Genomic DNA, 18,815 nt, shown 5'->3' with positions numbered 1-18,815 from the left:
TGTGCAAGAGCATTATGCAAAGCAGCAGCAACCTGTTTCCCGTCGCCCTGATCAGCGCTGAACGTCGTGGCGACCTGAGTGAAGATGTGTACCGCCTCAAGCCCGGCAACAGCCCCGACGGCACCGTCGAGTTGGCGGTTACCCGTTTGGGCTTGGCCGATGTCCCGGAAAGCCGGGGCATTCCGGTTATTTTGTTGCATGGCAGTTTTTCCAATCGGCGCTTCTGGTACTCGCCCAAGGGGATTGGCCTGGGCGCTTATCTGGCACGCCAGGGCTTTGATGTGTGGATCCCGGAAATGCGCGGTCACGGCCTGTCCAAGCGCAATCATCACTACGCGCGCAACCGCGTCGCGGACTATGCACGCTATGACTTACCGGCCATTGGCGCGTTTGTGCGTGAGCAAAGCGGGCAGATTCCACACTGGATCGGCCACTCCCTGGGGGGGACGAGCCTGGCGGCGGCCTTGGGTGGGCAGCACCTTGGCGCGCCGGCAGTGGCTTCAGTGGCACTGTTTGGCTGTCAGGTCAGTCGCACCCACTGGCCGTTGAAACTGCCCCCGGTGGAATGGACGGGCCGCTTGCTCTTGAAACGCTTCGGCGAGCTGTCTGGTTCGCGCTTCAAGCGCGGCCCGGAGGACGAGCCTGCGGGCGTGTTGATCGAGGCGATGCGCTGGAATGGCCTGTTCGGGCGGTTTGGCGAAGGTAAACACGACTGGTGGAAAGGCTTGGCAAGCGTCGATGTACCGCTGCTGGCTGTCAGTGCTGCCGGGGATCATCAAGACCCCGACTGGGCCTGCCGCACGTTGTTCGAGCAAGTCGGCTCCGAGCACCGCCAATACTTGTGCCTGGGCCGCCAACAAGGGTTCAGCGGGGATTTCGGGCATGTGGAAATGCTCGTCAGCAAAGCCGCGCAGGTCGAAGTGTGGCCTTTGGTGGCGCAGTGGCTGAAAGATCCGCTCACACCCTTGACTGGCGCGCAAGCCGAGGTATTGGCCGAGGTTTGAAGGAGCGCTCTGCCAAGGGCGTTTCACTCGTGTGTGGTTGCGGCTAAGATATGACGCGTTAAACGCTTCTGGTCATATTCAGTCGCGCAGTGGCTATTGCGTTGCGGCGAAGCGGATGGGATGTTTCGCACCTGCTTGGCCTGGCGCTTCTTTCGAAAGACACCTCTTTGACAGAAAGGAATTTTTCAATGAACCATTACGTGACTCCCGACCTGTGCGACGCCTACCCGGACCTGGTGCAAGTGCTGGAGCCGATGTTCAGCAATTTCGGCGGCCGAGATTCGTTTGGCGGCGAGATTGTCACCATCAAATGCTTCGAAGATAACTCCCTGGTCAAGGAACAAGCCGACCAGCCTGGCGCTGGCAAGGTGCTGGTGGTCGACGGGGGGTCGCTGCGCCGCGCGCTGCTGGGCGACATGATTGCCGAGAAAGCCGCGAAAAACGGCTGGGAAGGCCTGGTGATCTACGGCTGCATTCGTGACGTCGATGTGATCGCCCAGACCGACCTGGGTGTTCAGGCGCTGGCCAGCCATCCGATGAAGACTGACAAGCGCGGTATCGGTGACCTGAACGTAGTGGTCACGTTTGCAGGCGTGACGTTTCGCCCGGGTGAATACGTATACGCCGATAACAACGGCGTGATCGTTTCACCCAGCCCGCTGAAAATGCCTGAATAAGACAGGAGTGAGGATGTTCGAGGAAGAAAACGCGCAATGGGGGCTGGTGCATGCCCTGGTGCTGGACGGTAAAGGCGGTGCGCGTTCGATTGCCCGGACTGAGCTCGATGATTTGCAACTGCAGCCCCAGGAAAGCCTCTGGCTGCATTGGGATCGCAGCCACCCGCAAACCCAGACCTGGTTGCGTAAATCCAGTGGGTTGAGTGAGTTCGCCTGTGACCTGTTGCTGGAGGAAAACACCCGGCCGCGTCTGTTGCCGCTGCCGGACTCGGAATTGCTGTTGTTCCTGCGTGGGGTCAACCTCAACCCGGGCGCAGAACCGGAGGATATGGTTTCGGTGCGTATTTTCGCAGCGGCCAGCCGTGTGATTTCCCTGCGATTGCGCCCGTTGCGCGCCACTGATGAGCTGCTGGTGCAATTGGCGGACGGTAAGGGGCCTAGAACCGCTTCGGAACTCATCCTTTATATGGCGCAGTACCTGACCCATAAAGTGCAGGATTTGGTCGCCGACCTGTCGGAAGTCGTCGACGCCGAGGAAGAAAAACTCGATACCGACGAACGGTATACCCCGGAACATGGCAGCATTTTGCAGATCCGCCGGAGAGCGGCCGGGCTGAAGCGATTCCTCGCGCCGCAGCGGGATATTTTTGCCCAGCTCACACGCATCAAATTAGCGTGGTTCTGTGACGACGATGCCGACTACTGGAACGAATTGAACAACAGCCTGACCCGTTATCTGGAAGAGCTCGAATTGACCCGAGAGCGCGTGGGGCTTGTGCTTGAGGCCGAAGATCGGCGCTTGAGCGTGCGTATGAACCGCACCATGTACCGCTTCGGGATCATTACCGGGATCTTCCTGCCGATGAGTTTTCTCACCGGTCTGCTGGGTATAAATGTGGGGGGGATTCCGTTCTCCGCCAGCCCCTATGGATTCATGATTGCGTGCCTGTTGATGGCCTCGGTTGCGCTCGGCCAGTGGTGGCTTTTTCGACGATTGCGCTGGGTTTGAGCTGAATATGAGCTGAACGTAGGAAGGGGCCTATGTGACCCCAAGAATTTTACCCTCGTCTTTTAAATCACTTGCGAGAGGTCTATATGCACGATCCGTTCGAACAGTCTTTGCGTGACATGCTCAATGCCTCGCCGTCCAACCGTGACGACGATGCTTGCCTGGGTCGCGTGTTGAAAACCGCCAACCGTCAGGTGGGTGCGGGTGACCTGTTCGGTCTGCTCGGCCGCTGGGTACCGGCGTTGATGATGGCCCTGAACAACGGTTCGGCCCACGTATCGCCGGTTTCCCGTCGTAAACCTCTTGCTCGCACTGCTGATAAGGCTGATTGAATATGGAACTTGATCTCTGGACCCAGAGCCTGGTCACTGCGATGACTGCATTGTGGACCAAGGTGGCGAATTTCATTCCCAACCTGTTTGGTGCACTGGTACTGGTACTGCTGGGCTTTGTCGTGGCCAAGTTGCTCGACACCCTGCTGTCCAAGCTGCTTGCAAAATTGGGCCTCGACCGCTTGATGGCAGGCACTGGCCTGACTAAGCAGCTGGGCCGCGCAGGGCTGCAGGTGCCGATCTCCACATTGATCGGCAAGATCGTTTATTGGTTTGTTTTGCTGATTTTTCTGGTTTCTGCGGCTCAATCCCTTGGACTTGAGCGAGTTTCAGCTACGCTCGACATGCTGGCGCTGTATTTGCCGAAAGTTTTCGGCGGCGCGCTGGTACTGCTGGTAGGCGTTTTGCTGGCGCAATTGGCCAATGGGCTGGTGCGCGGCGCCGCTGAAGGAGTGGGGCTGGACTATGCCGCCGGTCTTGGGCGAATTGCTCAGGGACTGGTGATCATCATCAGTATTTCGGTCGCGATCAGCCAGTTGGAGGTCAAGACTGACCTGCTCAACCACGTGATTGTGATCGTTTTGATTACCGTTGGTCTGGCCGTTGCGCTGGCCATGGGCTTGGGAAGCCGGGAAATTGCCGGTCAGATTCTTGCGGGAATCTATGTGCGTGAGCTGTATCAGGTAGGGCAACAGGTGCGTGTGGGCGAGGTCGAAGGGCAAATCGAAGAGATCGGCACAGTCAAGACGACCGTGCTCACCGATGACGGCGACCTGGTGTCGTTGTCCAACCGGATTCTCCTCGAGCAGCAGGTCAGTAGCCGCTAATCCGGAAAACCCTGCTAATGTACGCCGCCGCGAACCCGGCTGACCGGGCTGTGGCGGACATTGACCTGACTGTCGGCACGACTTGTTTTGAATAAAGCCCAAACGCTGTCCACGCGCTATGACCCCCGTGAGCTCTCTGATGAGGAGTTGGTCGCGCGCTCGCACACGGAGCTGTTTCACGTAACTCGTGCGTATGAAGAATTGATGCGCAGATATCAACGCACTCTGTTCAACGTTTGTTCAAGGTATTTAGGGAACGATAGAGATGCGGATGATGTCTGTCAGGAAGTGATGCTCAAGGTGCTTTACGGCCTGAAGAACTTCGAGGGCAAATCGAAGTTCAAGACGTGGCTGTACAGCATCACGTACAACGAGTGCATCACGCAGTATCGGAAGGAACGGCGAAAGCGTCGCTTGATGGACGCCTTGAGTCTTGACCCCCTTGAGGAGGCGTCTGAAGAAAAGGCGCCGGCACCCGAGGAGAAGGGCGGACTTGATCGCTGGTTGGTGTATGTGAACCCGATTGACCGCGAAATTCTGGTGCTACGATTTGTCGCAGAGCTGGAATTTCAGGAAATCGCTGACATCATGCACATGGGTTTGAGTGCTACAAAAATGCGTTACAAACGTGCTCTTGATAAATTACGTGAGAAATTTGCGGGCGAGACTGAAACTTAGTGCGTGGCAAATATCTCTTACGTGTAGGCAAGTTCTGTTAGACTTGTCGCCGAGTTGTCCCCCGGTTTGTGGGACTGCTTTACAATCACCAGATGGGGATTTAACGGATGAAACTGAAAAACACCTTGGGCTTGGCCATTGGTTCTCTTATTGCCGCTACTTCTTTCGGCGTTCTGGCACAAGGCCAAGGCGCAGTTGAAGGCGAGCTGTTCTACAAGAAGCAGTACAACGATAGCGTCAAGCACATCGAAGACGGCTTCAATCCTGGCGCTCGCATCGGTTACTTCCTGACCGACGACCTGTCCTTGAACCTGTCCTACGACAAGACCAACCACACCCGTTCGAACGACGGTACTGGTAACCAGAAGATCAAAGGCGATACCGGCAGCCTGGTTGCCCAGTATCACTTCGGTCAAGCTGGCGTAGACAGCCTGCGTCCGTACGTAGAAGGCGGTTTCGGCCACCAGAGCCGTACCAACGTTCAAGCTGACGGCCACAGCGGTCGCGACCAGACCACTTTCGCTACCGTTGGTACTGGCGTGAAGTACTACTTCACCAACAACCTGTACGCTCGTGCCGGTGTTGAAGCTGACTACGGTCTGGACAACGGCAAGTGGGACTACTCCGCACTGGTCGGCCTGGGCGTGAACTTCGGCGGTAACGCTGGCGCAGCAGCTCCAGCTCCTACCCCAGCACCAGCTCCAGAGCCAACTCCAGAGCCAGAAGCTCCAGTTGCTCAGGTTGTTCGTGTTGAGCTGGACGTTAAGTTCGACTTCGACAAGGCTGTTGTTAAGCCTAACAGCTACGGCGACGTTAAAAACCTGGCCGACTTCATGGCTCAGTACCCAGCTACCAACGTAGAAGTTGCTGGTCACACTGACTCCGTAGGTCCAGACGCTTACAACCAGAAGCTGTCCCAGCGTCGTGCTGACGCTGTTAAGCAAGTCCTGGTTAAAGACGGCGTTGCTCCAAGCCGTGTAACTGCAGTAGGTTACGGCGAATCCCGCCCAGTTGCTGACAACGCAACTGAAGCTGGTCGCGCTGTTAACCGTCGCGTAGAAGCGTCGGTTGAAGCTACCGCTCAGTAATTACTGAGTTGTAGAAAAAAGCCCGGCTTAGGCCGGGCTTTTTTTCGCCTGGGATTTGCCTCAGGCGCGGGCTGCCTCTGCCAGGCAAACAGCCTGTTCGGTGGCGGCAACGCGGCCGATCACCAGGATTGCCGGGCTCTTCAGGGCAAACGCACGGGCATCCTCATGCATATGGGACAGATCGCTGCGGCATTCCCTTTGCTGCGGCAACGATGCATTTTCAATCATCGCCACCGGCATATCCGGCGTCATCCCGCCATCCAGCAATTGCTGGCGAATTTCCTCCAGTTTCGCCACGCCCATATACACCACCAAGGTTGTCCCGCCCTCTGCCAGCGCACGCCAATTCAGGCTGCTGTCGTCCTGAGTGTGCGCCGTGACCAGGGTCACGCCACGGCTTACCCCGCGTAACGTCAACGGAACCGCGCAATTCGTAGCGCCGGCCAAGCCGGCAGTAATCCCGTTGACCAATTCCACCTCGACGCCTCGCTCACGCAACCACACTGCTTCTTCACCACCGCGGCCGAAAATGCACGGGTCGCCACCCTTGAGCCGCACCACGCATTTGCCTTGGCGCGCATAACGCAGCATCAGGCGGTGGATAAAATCCTGTGGAGTCGAGCGACAGCCACCGCGTTTGCCCACGGTAATCACCCGCGCTTGAGCACAGTGTTCCAGCACCGCCGGGTTGACCAGATCATCGATCAGTACCACATCGGCTTCGCGCATGGCCCGAACGGCCTTGAGGGTCAACAGCTCCGGGTCACCGGGACCTGCGCCTACCAGCCAGACTTTTGCGTTCATAGGTTTTTCCTCGTCCAGGGATGACGTCAGCTGTGAAAGAGTGAGTACAACAGCACCAGGTTGATCAGCATTGAGATCAACCCCAGCGCGCGCCAGACCTTCAAGGGTTCACGCTCCAGCAACGGCCTGGGGCGGATGCTCAGTTCCTGCCGGTCAGCCTGTTCCAGCACCCGCAACCACTCTTCGGCGGTTTCATAGCGGTTTGTCGGATGGGCAGCCACGGCCCTTTCCAGGCTCAGGGGCAACCAATCCGGCAGGTCGGGGCGATAGCGGCTGGCGCTGACAGGGTGGGTAAACCTTGGCCGTTGGAAGGCTTCGATTTCACCGTAGGGGTAATGCCCGGTCAGCAGGTAATAAAGGGCGACGCCGACACTGTATAAATCCTGTTGGGCCGTAGGACGGTCGCCATTGAATGCCTCCGGTGCTATGAAGCTTGGCGTGCCCGGCAGTGCATGGGGATGGTCTTCCGACAGGCCTGGGCAGTACGCCAGGCCGAAATCCAGCACCCGCAGTTCGCCGTCGTCCCCCAGCAGGAGGTTTTCCGGCTTGATATCACGGTGCAGGATCTGCCGCCGATGCAGCATCCCCACCGCCCGCAGCAAGCGTTCGGCCATAGACTGCCATTGCGCCAGGGGCAATGGACCTTGGCGCTGGAACAGTTCAGCCAGGGTTTCACCGGAATATTCACGCATCACGTAGTACAGATGCTGGCGCCCGCTGGCGACATGCACTTCAGGAAATGCCCGCCCTGCAACCCGCCTTAAAAACCATTCCTCCGACAGCAATGCCTGGCCGGCGTCGCGATCATCGTCACGGCTCAACGGCAGGGTTTTCAGCAGCCAGGGTTGCTGCTGGGCGTCCCTTACCCGGTACAACAACGACTGTCGGCTTTGCGCCAGAACGGTCTCCACGTGCCAGCCTTCGAAGTGTTGCCCGGCTTTCAGCGGTGGTGGCAGGGGCCATTGCTGCAACTGCACCAAGGCGTCGCCGAGCATGGCTGCACCTAGGCTGTCGATGCGCACCAGCAGTGCGCTGGCATTGTCTTGGCTGCCGGCCAGGTGTGCGGCGCTCACCAGCGTGTTGACCGCCAGATCCAGGTCCGTTTGCTCGCGTAAAATCGCGCGGATGCGCTGATCACCCAACGTCGCCCATACGCCATCACTGAGCAGCAGGAAACATTCGCCTTCGCGCAGTTGGCCGTCGAGAAAATCCAACACCAGGTGTTGATCCAGGCCGAGCGCGCGCTTGAGCACATGTTGCATGCCCGGTTGTTCCCACACGTGATCCTCGCTGATGCGCTGCAATTCGCCATCCAGCCAACGATAGGCCCGGCAATCGCCGACGTGCGCCAGGGTAAAGCGCTGGCCGCGAAACACCAGGGCGCTGAGGGTGGTCAGCAAGGGCTGACCACCGCCATTCGCCTGCAGCCAGCGATTCTGTGCCAGCAGCAAACGTTCCAGGGCCTGGGCCACGCCCCAGGTTTGCGGCGTGGCGTAGTAATCCAACGCCAGCGCCTGCAGGGTCGTGCGCGCGGCCAGACCACCGTCGGCGCACTGGCTTACGCCGTCGGCGATGGCGCACAAGTAACCTTTGCTCGCCGCCAGTTCGGCCACAGGAGTCACCACCCGCAGCGCGTCCTGGTTTTCCGCCCGTGGGCCGATGGCACTGGCTTGGGCGACGCTCAGTTGCAGGCTCATCAGACCCGCGCAGCCGTCACGGCAGCCGAGCCCCAGGTGGTCCTCCAGCGACGCTTCACGCCATGCAAGCCGAACCAGGCCAACACGCCCAGGCTGGCGAACAGCCACAGGGCCAGTTGATAGCTGCCGGTGCTTTGTTTGATCGCGCCCATGCCCGCCGCCAGAGCAAAACCGCCGATACCGCCGGCCATGCCGATCAGGCCGGTCATCACGCCGATCTCGCGACGGAAACGCTGTGGCACCAGTTGGAACACCGCGCCATTCCCGGCACCCAGGCCGAGCATCGTGCAGACGAAAAGTGCCAGTGCCGCGTAGGAACTCGGTAGGTTGAAACCCACCGCTGCGATACAAATCGCCGCCACGCTGTACATGCCCAACAGGGTACGAATCCCGCCGAAACGGTCCGCCAAGGCGCCACCCAGGGGGCGCATCAGGCTGCCGCCGAACACGCAGGCGGCGGTGTAGTAACCGGCGGTCACCGGGCTCAGGCCGTACTGGTCGTTGAAGTAGCCGGGCAGGGCGCTGGCCAGGCCGATAAACCCGCCAAAGGTCACGCTGTAGAAAAACATGAACCACCAGCTGTCACGGTCGCCCAGGGCCTTGAAGTAGTCAGCCATGGATTTGGCTTTCGGGCGTTCAGGGGCGTTGCGCGCCAGCCAGGCAAAGACAATCAGGGTCAACACCAGTGGAATCACGGCAAAGCCGAAGACGTTGTTCCAGCCAAAAGCGGCCGCCAGCACAGGCGCCAACAATGCGGCGAATACAGTGCCGGAGTTGCCCGCGCCGGCGATGCCCATGGCCTTGCCCTGGTGTTCTGCCGGGTACCATTGGGAGGCCAGTGGCAGTGCGACGGCAAACGATGCGCCGGCCATGCCGAGGAACACGCCCAACAGCAAGGCTTGCTCGTAACTGTGGATTCCCAGCTTCCAGGCGACGAACAGGGCGCAGATCACAATCACCTGGCCAATCAGCCCCGCGGTCTTCGGCGACAGCTTGTCAGCCAGCATCCCCATCAGAAAGCGCAAAATCGCACCGGCGAGGATGGGCGTTGCGACCATCAAGCCGCGCTGTTGAGTGGTCAAGTGCAAGTCGGCGGCAATTTGTATCGCCAGTGGGCCCAGCAGGTACCAGACCATGAAGCTCAGGTCGAAATACAGGAACGCGGCAAACAGGGTCGGGGTGTGCCCGGATTTCCAGAAGCTTGATTTCATCACGCACCTCAACGGTTGGGAGTCTTGTAAGAAGGCCTGGTGATGGAACAGCCGGTTAAGGCCGCCCCACCGGCCCCTTTAGCGGGGGCCAAAACGAAAAAACGCCGCCACCGGGTTCGCGAGGGCAAACCGGGTGTGCGACGTCTTTGTCGTGGAGGGGCAACCGCCGTTGGCTACCTGTGATGTTTACTTAGCAAGAGCTGCGCCACATCAGCCGAGCAACTCACTCATGGCGATAATCTGCTCCGCCACCTGGATCAGTTTCTGCTGGCGACTCATGGCCTGCCGGCGCATCAAGGTGTAGGCCTCTTCCTCATTGCATTCCTTCATTTTCATCAGCATGCCCTTGGCCAGCTCGATGCGCTTGCGTTCGGCCAGTTGCTGGTCTCGAGCGTGAAGCTGAGCGCGCAAGGCCTGGTCGCTTTCGAAGCGCGCCATGGCCACATCGAGGATCGGCTGCAGGCGCTCGGCCTGGATGCCTTCGACGATATAAGCGCTGACACCGGATTTGATAGCCTGGCGCATCACGCTTGGGTCGTGTTCGTCGGTGAACATCACAATCGGCCGGGGTTGGTCGCGGCTGACCAATACCACTTGCTCCATCACATCACGGCCCGGTGACTCGGTATCGATCAGGATCACGTCCGGGCGCACTGTTTCGACGCGTGCGGGCAGGTCGATGGTCAAGCCGGACTCGTCGATGACTTCAAAACCGGCCTCGATCAGCGCCGTCCTAAGTCGGCCGACTTTGCGCGGTGTGTCGTTGATCAACAGGATTCGCAGCATGGAAGTCCTCCTGTCAGCGCAAGGCTTGGCGGTGGGTGGTGTTGGCCAGGGCATGCAGGCGGAAGCTGCGGGCATAGCCGGCGGGGTCGGAACCGTCCCAGATTTTGCCGTCGATCAGTTGGCTGCTGCGCATGTCCTGGTCTTTCGCCGTGATACCCAGCGCGTCGGCCGCCTGGCGAAACAGCGGCAACTGCTGCACTTGGCGCGCAACGCCGAGATAGTCCGGGTCTTCACGCAGCAGGCCCCAGCGCCGAAACTGGGTCATGAACCACATGCCGTCAGAGAGGTAGGGCAGGTTCACCTCGCCATCAGCAAAAAAGCGCAAGGCGTGGGGATCCTGCCACCGGTTGCCCAGGCCATCGTTGTAGGCGCCGAGCAGGCGCGGTTCGATGCAGTCGAGTGGGGCGTCGAGGTACTCGCGGCCACTGAGCAGTTGCGCGGTGGAACGGCGGTTTTCGGTGCTTTCTTCGATAAATCGACTGGCCTCCAGGATCGCCATTACCAGTACGCGCGCGGTGTTGGGGTACTGGTCGACAAACGCCTGGGTACAGCCGAGCACCTTTTCTGGATGATCCGGCCAGATCGCCTGGGTTGTTGCCAGGGTAAACCCTTGGTTTTGCTTGACCGCACTGGCGCACCAGGGTTCGCCGACGCAAAAACCATCGATGCGTCCGGCGTGCAGGTGCGCAACCATTTGCGGTGGCGGGACCACCACGCTGTCCACATCCCGCAAGGGATGAATGCCTTGGCTCGCCAGCCAGTAATACAACCACATGGCGTGGGTGCCTGTGGGAAAGGTCTGAGCAAAGGTCAGTTTTGTTCGGCTTTGGTGCACATGGCGTTCCAGTGCCTCAGGAGTGATCACCCCTTGTTGCTGCAACCCGTGGGACAGGTTGATGCTCTGGCCGTTCTGGTTAAGCCCCATCAGTACCGCCATGTCGGTGGACGCTACGCCGCCGATGCCCAGGTGCACGGCATAAATCAGCCCGTACAGGCTGTGGGCGGCGTCCAGTTCGCCGCTGACCAGTTTGTCGCGCAGGTTGGCCCAGGACGATTGGCGCTTGAGGTTCAGGGTCAGGCCATAGGGTTGAGCGAAGCCCTGGGTGGCCGCTACCACTATTGATGCGCAGTCGCTCAAAGCCATGAAGCCCAGGTCGATGCTGCTCTTTTCCGGGGCATCACTGCCGTTGACCCACGCCAGTGGGTCGTTCATCGGGCTGTTGCCAACAGAATCGTTCATCAATACCTACCTTTTCTTTCAAAAAAAGCGTCGTTCCCTCAGATGGCGATGTAAGCCAGTGCGGGTAACGACGCCTTTGTCCGTAAGCTCGCTCCGCCGTTGGCGCGTGCTCTGATACAGAGTGCATAGCAAGGCACATGCCACGGGGGTGAGGCCCGGGCAGCCGTCAACTTTCCATCAAGATTGAAATCGGGCGGCCTTTCAGTATGGCCGCATTCTTAATGCCAGACCGCCCAGGAAACCCCACGGTGTACGCCGACTTCCTTGCAACGATGCCCCGCCGCTGGCTGTTTTTTACTGCGCTGCTTGCCGTGCTGGTGTCCGAAAGTGCGGTTGCCTGGGCCGGGCTTTACCAGGCGCAGGATGAAAGCCTGCATACCGTGTTTACCGCACTGTCGGAGCCATTGGGCTTGCCCATCGTTGTCAGCCGTGAGGTGGCACGCAAACGCCTCAGCGCAGCGCTGGATTTCGATGCACCGCAACAGGCCCTGGAGACGCTTGCGTTGCAACAAGGATTGATCTGGTACAGCGACGGGCAAGCGCTGTATGTCTATGACGCGGGCGAGGCTAAAAGCTCTGCGGTGACCTTGCGGCATATTTCCGTCGACAGGCTGCGTAGCCTCATGCGCCGCTCGGGCCTGGATGAGTCGCGCTATCCCTTGCGTGAAAGTACCGGCCGAACATTCTATGTGTCCGGCCCACCGAATTATGTCGACCAGGTGCTGCGCCTGGCCCAGTTGATGGACCGTCAAAGGGCTGAGTTACGGGTGGCGGCACAGGCCTTTGGCGTCGTGCAAGTGCTCAACACCGATGTGGCGGACCATCAGTACGGCACAAGCGACAGCCCGGTCACCGTCCCGGGAATGGCGTCGATGATCGACACCCTGCTGGCCAGCGAGTACAAGGGGTTGTTGTCCGACAAGAGCCTTGGCGTTATCGCCTACCCGGATAGCAACAGCCTGCTTATCAAGGGTAAGCCAGCGCAGGTAAGTTTCATCCAGAAACTGGTAGCGGAACTCGACATACCCAAGCGCGCGATCGAGGTCTCGCTGTGGTGGGTGGATGTGGAGCGCGACGAACTGAAGACGCTGGGCTTGGATTGGGATACGCAAAGCAAGGCTTCGACATCGCGCGTGTTAGCGCCGTTGGACGATAGCCACCTGATGGTGCAGATCAGCGCATTGGAGCGTCGTCGGCGCGCGAAGGTAACAACACTGCCGGTGATTCTCACCCAGGAGAACGTGCCGGCGGTGTTTCAGGACAACCACACGTTCTATCTGCCACCTCCCGAAAACGACAAAACCGGCTGGACACCAGTGCGTTACGGCACCCAAGTCAGTGTCTTGCCGCGTTTTGCCGAGGCCAACCAGATCGAGATGCGCGTTGAGGTCGACGAGGGTCGCCAGATGACCGAGCCGGGACGGCGTGAAAAAAACACAGCGGTGGGACGAGTGGGCGTCAACAGTGTGGTGCGTGTGCCCCAAGGCAGACGCCTATGGCTGGGCGCGTTTCAAAGGGAGTCAGAAGGACGGGGGGCTGGTCGCCCGGCACTAGTGCGCCTATTTGTGATCCAGGCCAGAGCGGTGGGCGGCGCGTTGAAGGGGCCGGACGAGGGCGTAGGGCCACCACCCTTGACCGCCGCGCAATATGAGCGCGTTCAACGTGCTTTTGTGCGGCCGGGGCGCGATGTTTCACCGTAAACAAGGTGGTAACCCATGCATCTGGAAATTCTTCTACAGGAACAGCTGATCAGCCGCAGGCGCCTGGCAGCCTTCGCGCCCGGAAAGATATTGCCATTGACGCAGCAGATAACCCACTGCGTGGAAGTTCGGGTGAATGGGCAATTACTCGCCTTGGGCGAACTGGTGCAGTTGGAGGACAGGCTAGGGGTTGAGTTGCATGAGGTGTATCAGGCGTGGCTGCCTGGAGGCGGCGGATAGCGAAAGGTCTTACAGAGCAGTATCGAAAACCGCTGGATGAATGGGCTTTTTCCTAGCGTGAGTCGGGACGCAGGTTTTTATAGTCGTGACCTAGGTACATGAGCCAGTGATGCAAATGAGGACTTCAATGTCAGTAGTCGGATGCCGAGGTAATGATGGCCGTCATGGATGATGCAGGGACGACGACTTCCCTGGTTTTTTCGCGTTGGACCCTGCATCACGACGGTCGCCTGACCGGCGAGGGTTCGGATGTTCAGTTACCGCCCAAGGAATGGCAGGTGTTGCGACTGCTACTGGCATCCGGTGGCGCGTTGATGACCAAGGATCGCTTGCTGGAGCTGGCCTGGCCGCAGGGGGAGGTGGCCGAGGAGTCGTTGACGCGCTGCATTTACTCACTACGCAAGTACCTTGGCGTCGACAAGGGGTTTATCAAGACGATCTACGGTCAAGGGTACCGCTTTACTTGCCCGGTCACCGCCGAGGAGCATGCGCCGGGCTGCATGAGACATGTGTGCTCGGCCTGCGGCCAAGTCAGCCCTGGTTCGATAAACCGTGGCTAGGTTCTGGAGCAAAGGCTTGGTGTTGAGCCTGGTGATGACCAGTCATCAAGCCTTGGCCTATTGCTGGGAGGAGGCCGCCAGGCACTACGATATCGAACCCGAGTTGCTGCAAGCGATCGCCGTCGTGGAGTCAGGTAATCGGGCACAAGCGATGAATCTTGCCAACCGTAATGGCACTCGGGACATTGGCCTGATGCAGATCAACAGCATCCATTTGCCTCGCCTGCTCGAGCAGGGTATTACCGAGGAACGGCTGATCAACGAGCCCTGCCTGTCGGTTGAGGTGGGCGCTTCGATTCTCGCCGAGTTCATCCAGCGCTTTGGCTACAACTGGACAGCGGTAGGTTCCTACAACGTTGGGACGGGCTCCGGGCCCGAGCGTGAGGCGTTGCGCATGCGGTATGCGCAGAAAATCTGGGCGTATTACGAGCAGTTGGTCGCGCATCGCTACTGACGATTGAGGTTCACGCCTCGCGCGCTCCCTGCCTCCCCGGCTATAATCGCCGCCACCTTTCGCCGCCATCCGAGTCTAGCCCGCCCATGTATACCCTGGCCCGCCAGCTGTTGTTCAAACTCTCCCCGGAAACTTCACACGATCTGTCCCTGGACCTGATCGGTGCCGGTGGTCGCCTGGGGCTCAATGGCCTGGTATGCAAGGCGCCGGCAAAAATGCCGGTATCGGTGATGGGGCTTGATTTCCCCAATCCGGTCGGGCTGGCGGCTGGCCTGGATAAAAACGGTGCGGCCATTGATGGTTTTGCTCAGTTGGGTTTCGGTTTTGTTGAAATCGGCACCGTGACCCCAAGGCCGCAACCGGGTAACCCCAAGCCGCGTATCTTCCGCCTGCCGGAAGCCGAGGCGATCATCAACCGCATGGGCTTTAACAACCTGGGGGTTGATCATCTGCTGTCGCGGGTTCAAGCGGCGAAGTACAAAGGCATCCTGGGCATCAATATCGGCAAGAACTTCGATACCCCGGTTGAACGTGCCGTGGATGACTACCTGATCTGCCTGGACAAGGTCTACGCCCACGCCAGCTACGTCACGGTCAACGTCAGCTCGCCCAACACCCCGGGCCTGCGTAGCCTGCAGTTCGGCGACTCCCTCAAGCAACTGCTCGAAGCCTTGCGTCAGCGCCAGGAAGACCTGGCTGTGCTCCATGGCAAGCGCGTGCCGTTGGCGATCAAGATTGCCCCGGACATGAGCGACGAGGAAACCGTGCTGGTCGCCCAGGCCCTGGTGGACTCAGGCATGGACGCGGTGATCGCGACCAACACCACCCTCAGCCGCGTAGGCGTCGAAGGCCTGGCCCATGGCGATGAAGCGGGTGGCCTGTCGGGTGCCCCGGTGCGCGAGCAGAGCACGCATATCGTCAAGGTGCTGGCTGCCGAATTGGCGGGGCGTTTGCCGATTATCGCCGCCGGTGGCATCACCGAAGGCAAGCACGCAGCCGAGAAGATCGCCGCGGGTGCCAGCCTGCTGCAGCTCTACTCCGGCTTCATCTATAAAGGCCCGGCGCTGATCCGCCAGTCGGTGGATGCAATCGCTGCACTGCGATAGCTAAAGGTATCTACACAACCTTGTAGTGAGCGGGCTTGCCCCGCGCTGGGCTGCGAAGCGGCCCCAAACCAGGCGACCTGGGTTTATCCTGAAACTCGGAGGTGTCTTTGTTGGGGCAGCTTCGCAGCCCAGCGCGGGGCAAGCCCGCTCACTACAAAAAGATTTTTCAGCCTTACGAATCGTCGCCATAAAGGTACAGGCGACTCAGGCCCTTATGCGCCAGCCAATAAAAAGGGCTCCTTGAAGGAGCCCCCTGGGCCGAAGCCCGCCGCCCGGATAGGACGTGCGTGGTTAAGTCGTTACACATTCAAAGGTGTGATGTCGGAATTAATTGCCCTTGATTAGCCGACGGCGTGAAGTTCGTTGAGTCTGTGGATTCCCGCAGTGCCAGTCATACCGTCCCAGTTGTCGCCGCGTCCTTCTCGCCAGCCGTTAATCCAGGCTTGGCGTACCGACGGTAGAGTAAATGGGCAAAGCTCACGGGATTTGCCATGAACGCCATATTGATATCCGCGTAAAAATGCTCTTTCCAACGGATCACGCTTAAGTCTTCTCATAGGGTGTTTCCCTCACTTGTTGACTGTCTTGATATCCTTCGGCCTCGTCTGGGGCCGGGCAGAGTTTTTCTGCCGTTGGTGGGCTCGCTGCCGGCGTGGCGAGCCTATGTGTCGGCGTCGTTACGGCGCCAACCTGTGTTGAGTTCTAACCAATAGGTCACATGGATTCAATGATCGTTTTGTCATAAGCACGTAACGATAACGATGCTATAGCCATAAGCTGGGCTGGCTTTTCGCCCCATTTATCCGGCAAACCCAGCTATGATGTGCCCTGCAAAGAGGATGGGTTTAATCCTTTAGTGAGAATGCCCGTCCGTTGCGGTCGGTTATTATTCGACGAAAGGGCGGAATATTTCTTTTTGTTACGCGTTTTGTTGTTAAACAGTTCTCTCTGCCTCGTCGATGAGGGCCCAAGGGCCCGGCAGACGGGGTGGGACGGCACATTCGTGCCACGCGAGCACTCTTCAAGAAAAGTGCTTGATTGAAAACCGAGCCGGCGATGCGTCGCCCGTTCATTTATTGCTGAAAAGCCTGGAATGCCCCATGTCGGACCGTTTTGAACTCTTCCTCACCTGCCCCAAGGGCCTCGAAGGCCTGCTGATCGAGGAAGCCGTCGGGCTTGGCCTTGAGGAAGCCCGCGAGCACACCTCGGCCGTGCGCGGCATGGCCGACATGGAAACCGCCTACCGCCTGTGCCTCTGGTCGCGCCTGGCCAACCGCGTGCTGCTGGTACTCAAGCGCTTCCCGATGAAGGACGCCGAAGACCTCTACCACGGCGTGCTGGATATCGAGTGGGCCGACCATATGGTCTCCGATGGCACACTTGCTGTTGAATTCAGCGGCCATGGTTCGGGCATCGACAACACTCACTTCGGCGCACTGAAGGTCAAGGATGCGATTGTCGACAAGCTGCGCACCCCCACCGGCGAACGCCCGTCCATCGACAAGATCAACCCGGACCTGCGCATCCACCTGCGCCTAGACCGCGGCGAAGCGATCCTGTCCCTCGACCTTTCCGGCCACAGCTTGCACCAGCGTGGCTACCGTCTGCAGCAGGGCGCGGCACCGCTGAAAGAAAACCTGGCGGCCGCGATCCTGATCCGTGCCGGCTGGCCGCGCATTGCGGCTGAAGGCGGCGCGCTGAGCGACCCAATGTGCGGCGTGGGTACCTTCCTGGTGGAGGGCGCGATGATCGCTGCCGACATGGCGCCCAACCTGAATCGCGAACTGTGGGGTTTCACCACCTGGCTGGGTCACGTCCCGGCATTGTGGAAAAAACTGCACACCGAGGCCACCGAACGTGCCGCCGTCGGCATGAACAAGCCGCCGCTGTGGATTCGCGGCTACGAAGCCGACCCACGTCTGATTCAGCCCGCGCGCAATAACATCGAGCGTGCCGGCCTCAGCCACTGGATCAAGGTGTACCAGGGCGAAGTCGGCACCTTCGAGCCGCGCCCGGACCAGAACCAGAAAGGCCTGGTCATCTGCAACCCGCCGTACGGCGAGCGTTTGGGTGACGAAGCCAGCCTGTTGTACCTCTACCAGAACCTTGGCGAGCGTCTGCGCCAAGCGTGCATGGGCTGGGAAGCGGCGGTATTCACTGGCGCGCCGGACCTGGGCAAGCGCATGGGTATCCGTAGCCACAAGCAGTACTCGTTCTGGAACGGCGCCCTGCCGTGCAAATTGTTGCTGATCAAGGTCAACCCGGACCAGTTCGTCACCGGTGAGCGTCGCACCCCGGAACAGCGCTTGGCCGAACGTGAGCAAGCCGCTTACGATCAAGCCCCGGCTGAGCCGCAAGAGCGTCAGTACAACAAGAACGGCAACCCGATCAAACCCGCTCCGGCGCCTGTGGTTGAGCAGCCGCGCCTGAGTGAAGGCGGGCAGATGTTCGCCAACCGCCTGCAGAAGAACCTCAAGCTGCTGGGCAAGTGGGCCAAGCGCGAAGGCGTGGATTGCTACCGGGTGTACGACGCCGACATGCCGGAATACTCCATGGCCATCGACCTGTATCACGATTGGGTCCACGTGCAGGAATATGTCGCACCGAAGTCCATCGACCCGGAAAAAGCCTCCGCGCGCATGTTCGATGCCCTGGCTGCGATTCCCCAGGCCCTGAACATCGACAAGAGCCGCGTGGTGGTCAAGCGCCGCGAGCGTCAGAGCGGCACCAAGCAGTACGAGCGTCAGAGCGCCCAAGGCAAGTTCACCGAAGTCAGTGAAGGCGGCGTGAAGTTGCTGGTCAACCTCACCGATTACCTGGACACCGGCCTGTTTCTCGACCACCGTCCGATGCGCATGCGCATCCAGAAAGAAGCCGCCGGCAAGCGCTTCCTCAATTTGTATTGCTACACCGCTACCGCCAGTGTGCACGCGGCCAAGGGCGGTGCGCGCAGCACCACCAGTGTCGACCTGTCCAAGACCTACCTGGACTGGGCGCGTCGCAACTTCTCGCTCAACGGTTTCTCCGACAAGAACCGCCTGGAGCAGGGTGATGTGATGGCGTGGCTGGAAGCCAGCCGCGATGAGTTCGACATGATCTTCATCGACCCGCCGACCTTCTCCAACTCCAAGCGCATGGAAGGCATCTTCGACGTACAGCGTGACCACGTGCAATTGCTCGACTTGGCCATGGCACGCCTGGCACCGGGCGGCGTGCTGTACTTCTCGAACAACTTCCGCAAGTTTGCGTTGGAGGACAACCTCAGCGAACGCTATGCGGTCGAGGAGATCAGTGACAAGACCATCGACCCGGATTTCGCACGTAATGCGAAGATCCACCGGGCGTGGAAAATCACTGCTCGCTGATCGCCGCCACTAAAAAGCCGCAAGCCTGGATTATTCC

19 protein-coding genes are annotated in these 18,815 nt (G+C 59.6%); 13 read left to right on the top strand and 6 right to left on the bottom strand.

Going from position 1 to position 18,815, the window contains the following annotated elements; genetic code table 11:
• The first annotated feature begins 14 nt into the window (after nucleotides 1-14).
• The 7 genes from AB4O35_RS27055 to AB4O35_RS27025 all read left to right on the top strand — a co-directional run bounded on the left by AB4O35_RS27055 (nucleotide 15) and on the right by AB4O35_RS27025 (nucleotide 5,615).
• Complete coding sequence (locus tag AB4O35_RS27055; RefSeq protein ID WP_065873891.1) at nucleotides 15-1,004, top strand: alpha/beta fold hydrolase; 990 nt, start codon at nucleotides 15-17, stop codon at nucleotides 1,002-1,004.
• Between the two features lie 188 nt (nucleotides 1,005-1,192).
• The gene (gene rraA / locus AB4O35_RS27050; RefSeq protein ID WP_460149388.1) at nucleotides 1,193-1,681 is read left to right on the top strand and encodes a ribonuclease E activity regulator RraA; all 489 of its coding nucleotides are present in this window, start codon (nucleotides 1,193-1,195) and stop codon (nucleotides 1,679-1,681) included.
• A gap of 13 nt (nucleotides 1,682-1,694) precedes the next feature.
• Complete coding sequence (locus AB4O35_RS27045) at nucleotides 1,695-2,690, top strand: zinc transporter ZntB (RefSeq protein WP_065881271.1); 996 nt, start codon at nucleotides 1,695-1,697, stop codon at nucleotides 2,688-2,690.
• Between the two features lie 86 nt (nucleotides 2,691-2,776).
• The gene (locus AB4O35_RS27040; RefSeq protein ID WP_025854229.1) at nucleotides 2,777-3,022 is read left to right on the top strand and encodes a hypothetical protein; all 246 of its coding nucleotides are present in this window, start codon (nucleotides 2,777-2,779) and stop codon (nucleotides 3,020-3,022) included.
• 2 nt (nucleotides 3,023-3,024) lie between these two features.
• Nucleotides 3,025-3,849, top strand: coding sequence for a mechanosensitive ion channel family protein (locus AB4O35_RS27035; RefSeq protein WP_065946242.1), 825 nt, complete (start codon nucleotides 3,025-3,027; stop codon nucleotides 3,847-3,849).
• An 87-nt stretch (nucleotides 3,850-3,936) separates the two neighbouring features.
• Entirely contained in the window at nucleotides 3,937-4,527 is a 591-nt protein-coding gene (gene sigX / locus AB4O35_RS27030) for an RNA polymerase sigma factor SigX (RefSeq protein ID WP_010208495.1), read from the top strand.
• Nucleotides 4,528-4,634: 107 nt separating this feature from the next.
• Nucleotides 4,635-5,615, top strand: coding sequence for an OmpA family protein (locus AB4O35_RS27025; RefSeq protein ID WP_065873888.1), 981 nt, complete (start codon nucleotides 4,635-4,637; stop codon nucleotides 5,613-5,615).
• 60 nt (nucleotides 5,616-5,675) lie between these two features.
• Here the strand turns inward: AB4O35_RS27025 and cobA are convergent, their stop codons facing one another.
• The 5 genes from cobA to AB4O35_RS27000 form a co-directional block, all read right to left on the bottom strand.
• Entirely contained in the window at nucleotides 5,676-6,419 is a 744-nt protein-coding gene (gene cobA / locus AB4O35_RS27020) for a uroporphyrinogen-III C-methyltransferase (protein ID WP_065881270.1), read from the bottom strand.
• Between the two features lie 26 nt (nucleotides 6,420-6,445).
• Complete coding sequence (locus AB4O35_RS27015) at nucleotides 6,446-8,116, bottom strand: bifunctional protein-serine/threonine kinase/phosphatase (RefSeq protein ID WP_065881269.1); 1,671 nt, start codon at nucleotides 8,114-8,116, stop codon at nucleotides 6,446-6,448.
• Nucleotides 8,116-9,327, bottom strand: coding sequence for a nitrate/nitrite transporter (locus AB4O35_RS27010; protein ID WP_065873885.1), 1,212 nt, complete (start codon nucleotides 9,325-9,327; stop codon nucleotides 8,116-8,118). Before AB4O35_RS27010 ends, AB4O35_RS27015 begins: the two co-directional genes overlap by 1 nt.
• A gap of 210 nt (nucleotides 9,328-9,537) precedes the next feature.
• A complete protein-coding gene (locus AB4O35_RS27005) occupies nucleotides 9,538-10,113 on the bottom strand; it encodes an ANTAR domain-containing response regulator (protein ID WP_065873884.1) in 576 nt (191 codons plus the stop codon).
• Nucleotides 10,114-10,126: 13 nt separating this feature from the next.
• A complete protein-coding gene (locus AB4O35_RS27000) occupies nucleotides 10,127-11,353 on the bottom strand; it encodes a CmpA/NrtA family ABC transporter substrate-binding protein (protein WP_065889818.1) in 1,227 nt (408 codons plus the stop codon).
• Nucleotides 11,354-11,625: 272 nt separating this feature from the next.
• Between AB4O35_RS27000 and sctC the strand changes: the two genes are divergently transcribed.
• The 5 genes from sctC (at nucleotide 11,626) to AB4O35_RS26975 (ending at nucleotide 15,413) form a co-directional block, all read left to right on the top strand.
• A complete protein-coding gene (gene sctC, locus AB4O35_RS26995) occupies nucleotides 11,626-13,053 on the top strand; it encodes a type III secretion system outer membrane ring subunit SctC (RefSeq protein ID WP_065881266.1) in 1,428 nt (475 codons plus the stop codon).
• Nucleotides 13,054-13,068: 15 nt separating this feature from the next.
• Nucleotides 13,069-13,293, top strand: coding sequence for a FliM/FliN family flagellar motor switch protein (locus AB4O35_RS26990; RefSeq protein ID WP_065873881.1), 225 nt, complete (start codon nucleotides 13,069-13,071; stop codon nucleotides 13,291-13,293).
• Between the two features lie 155 nt (nucleotides 13,294-13,448).
• Nucleotides 13,449-13,853 (top strand): winged helix-turn-helix domain-containing protein, encoded by a 405-nt coding sequence (locus tag AB4O35_RS26985; RefSeq protein ID WP_083207180.1) that lies wholly within the window; start codon nucleotides 13,449-13,451, stop codon nucleotides 13,851-13,853.
• Nucleotides 13,846-14,307, top strand: a complete 462-nt coding sequence (locus tag AB4O35_RS26980; RefSeq protein ID WP_083207178.1) for a transglycosylase SLT domain-containing protein — start codon at nucleotides 13,846-13,848, stop codon at nucleotides 14,305-14,307. The genes AB4O35_RS26985 and AB4O35_RS26980 overlap by 8 nt, the downstream gene beginning before the upstream one ends.
• An 86-nt stretch (nucleotides 14,308-14,393) precedes the next feature.
• Nucleotides 14,394-15,413, top strand: a complete 1,020-nt coding sequence (locus AB4O35_RS26975) for a quinone-dependent dihydroorotate dehydrogenase (protein WP_065946241.1) — start codon at nucleotides 14,394-14,396, stop codon at nucleotides 15,411-15,413.
• A 341-nt stretch (nucleotides 15,414-15,754) separates the two neighbouring features.
• Here AB4O35_RS26975 and rmf read toward each other — a convergent pair whose 3' ends face one another.
• Entirely contained in the window at nucleotides 15,755-15,970 is a 216-nt protein-coding gene (rmf, locus tag AB4O35_RS26970; protein WP_002553055.1) for a ribosome modulation factor, read from the bottom strand.
• A 543-nt stretch (nucleotides 15,971-16,513) separates the two neighbouring features.
• Here rmf and rlmKL point away from each other — a divergent pair.
• Nucleotides 16,514-18,778 (top strand): bifunctional 23S rRNA (guanine(2069)-N(7))-methyltransferase RlmK/23S rRNA (guanine(2445)-N(2))-methyltransferase RlmL, encoded by a 2,265-nt coding sequence (gene rlmKL, locus AB4O35_RS26965; RefSeq protein ID WP_065881259.1) that lies wholly within the window; start codon nucleotides 16,514-16,516, stop codon nucleotides 18,776-18,778.
• Nucleotides 18,779-18,815 lie beyond the last annotated feature (37 nt).

This window comes from Pseudomonas sp. H1_A03 (assembly GCF_054685145.1).
This window is presented reverse-complemented; position numbering and strand designations above follow the sequence as displayed.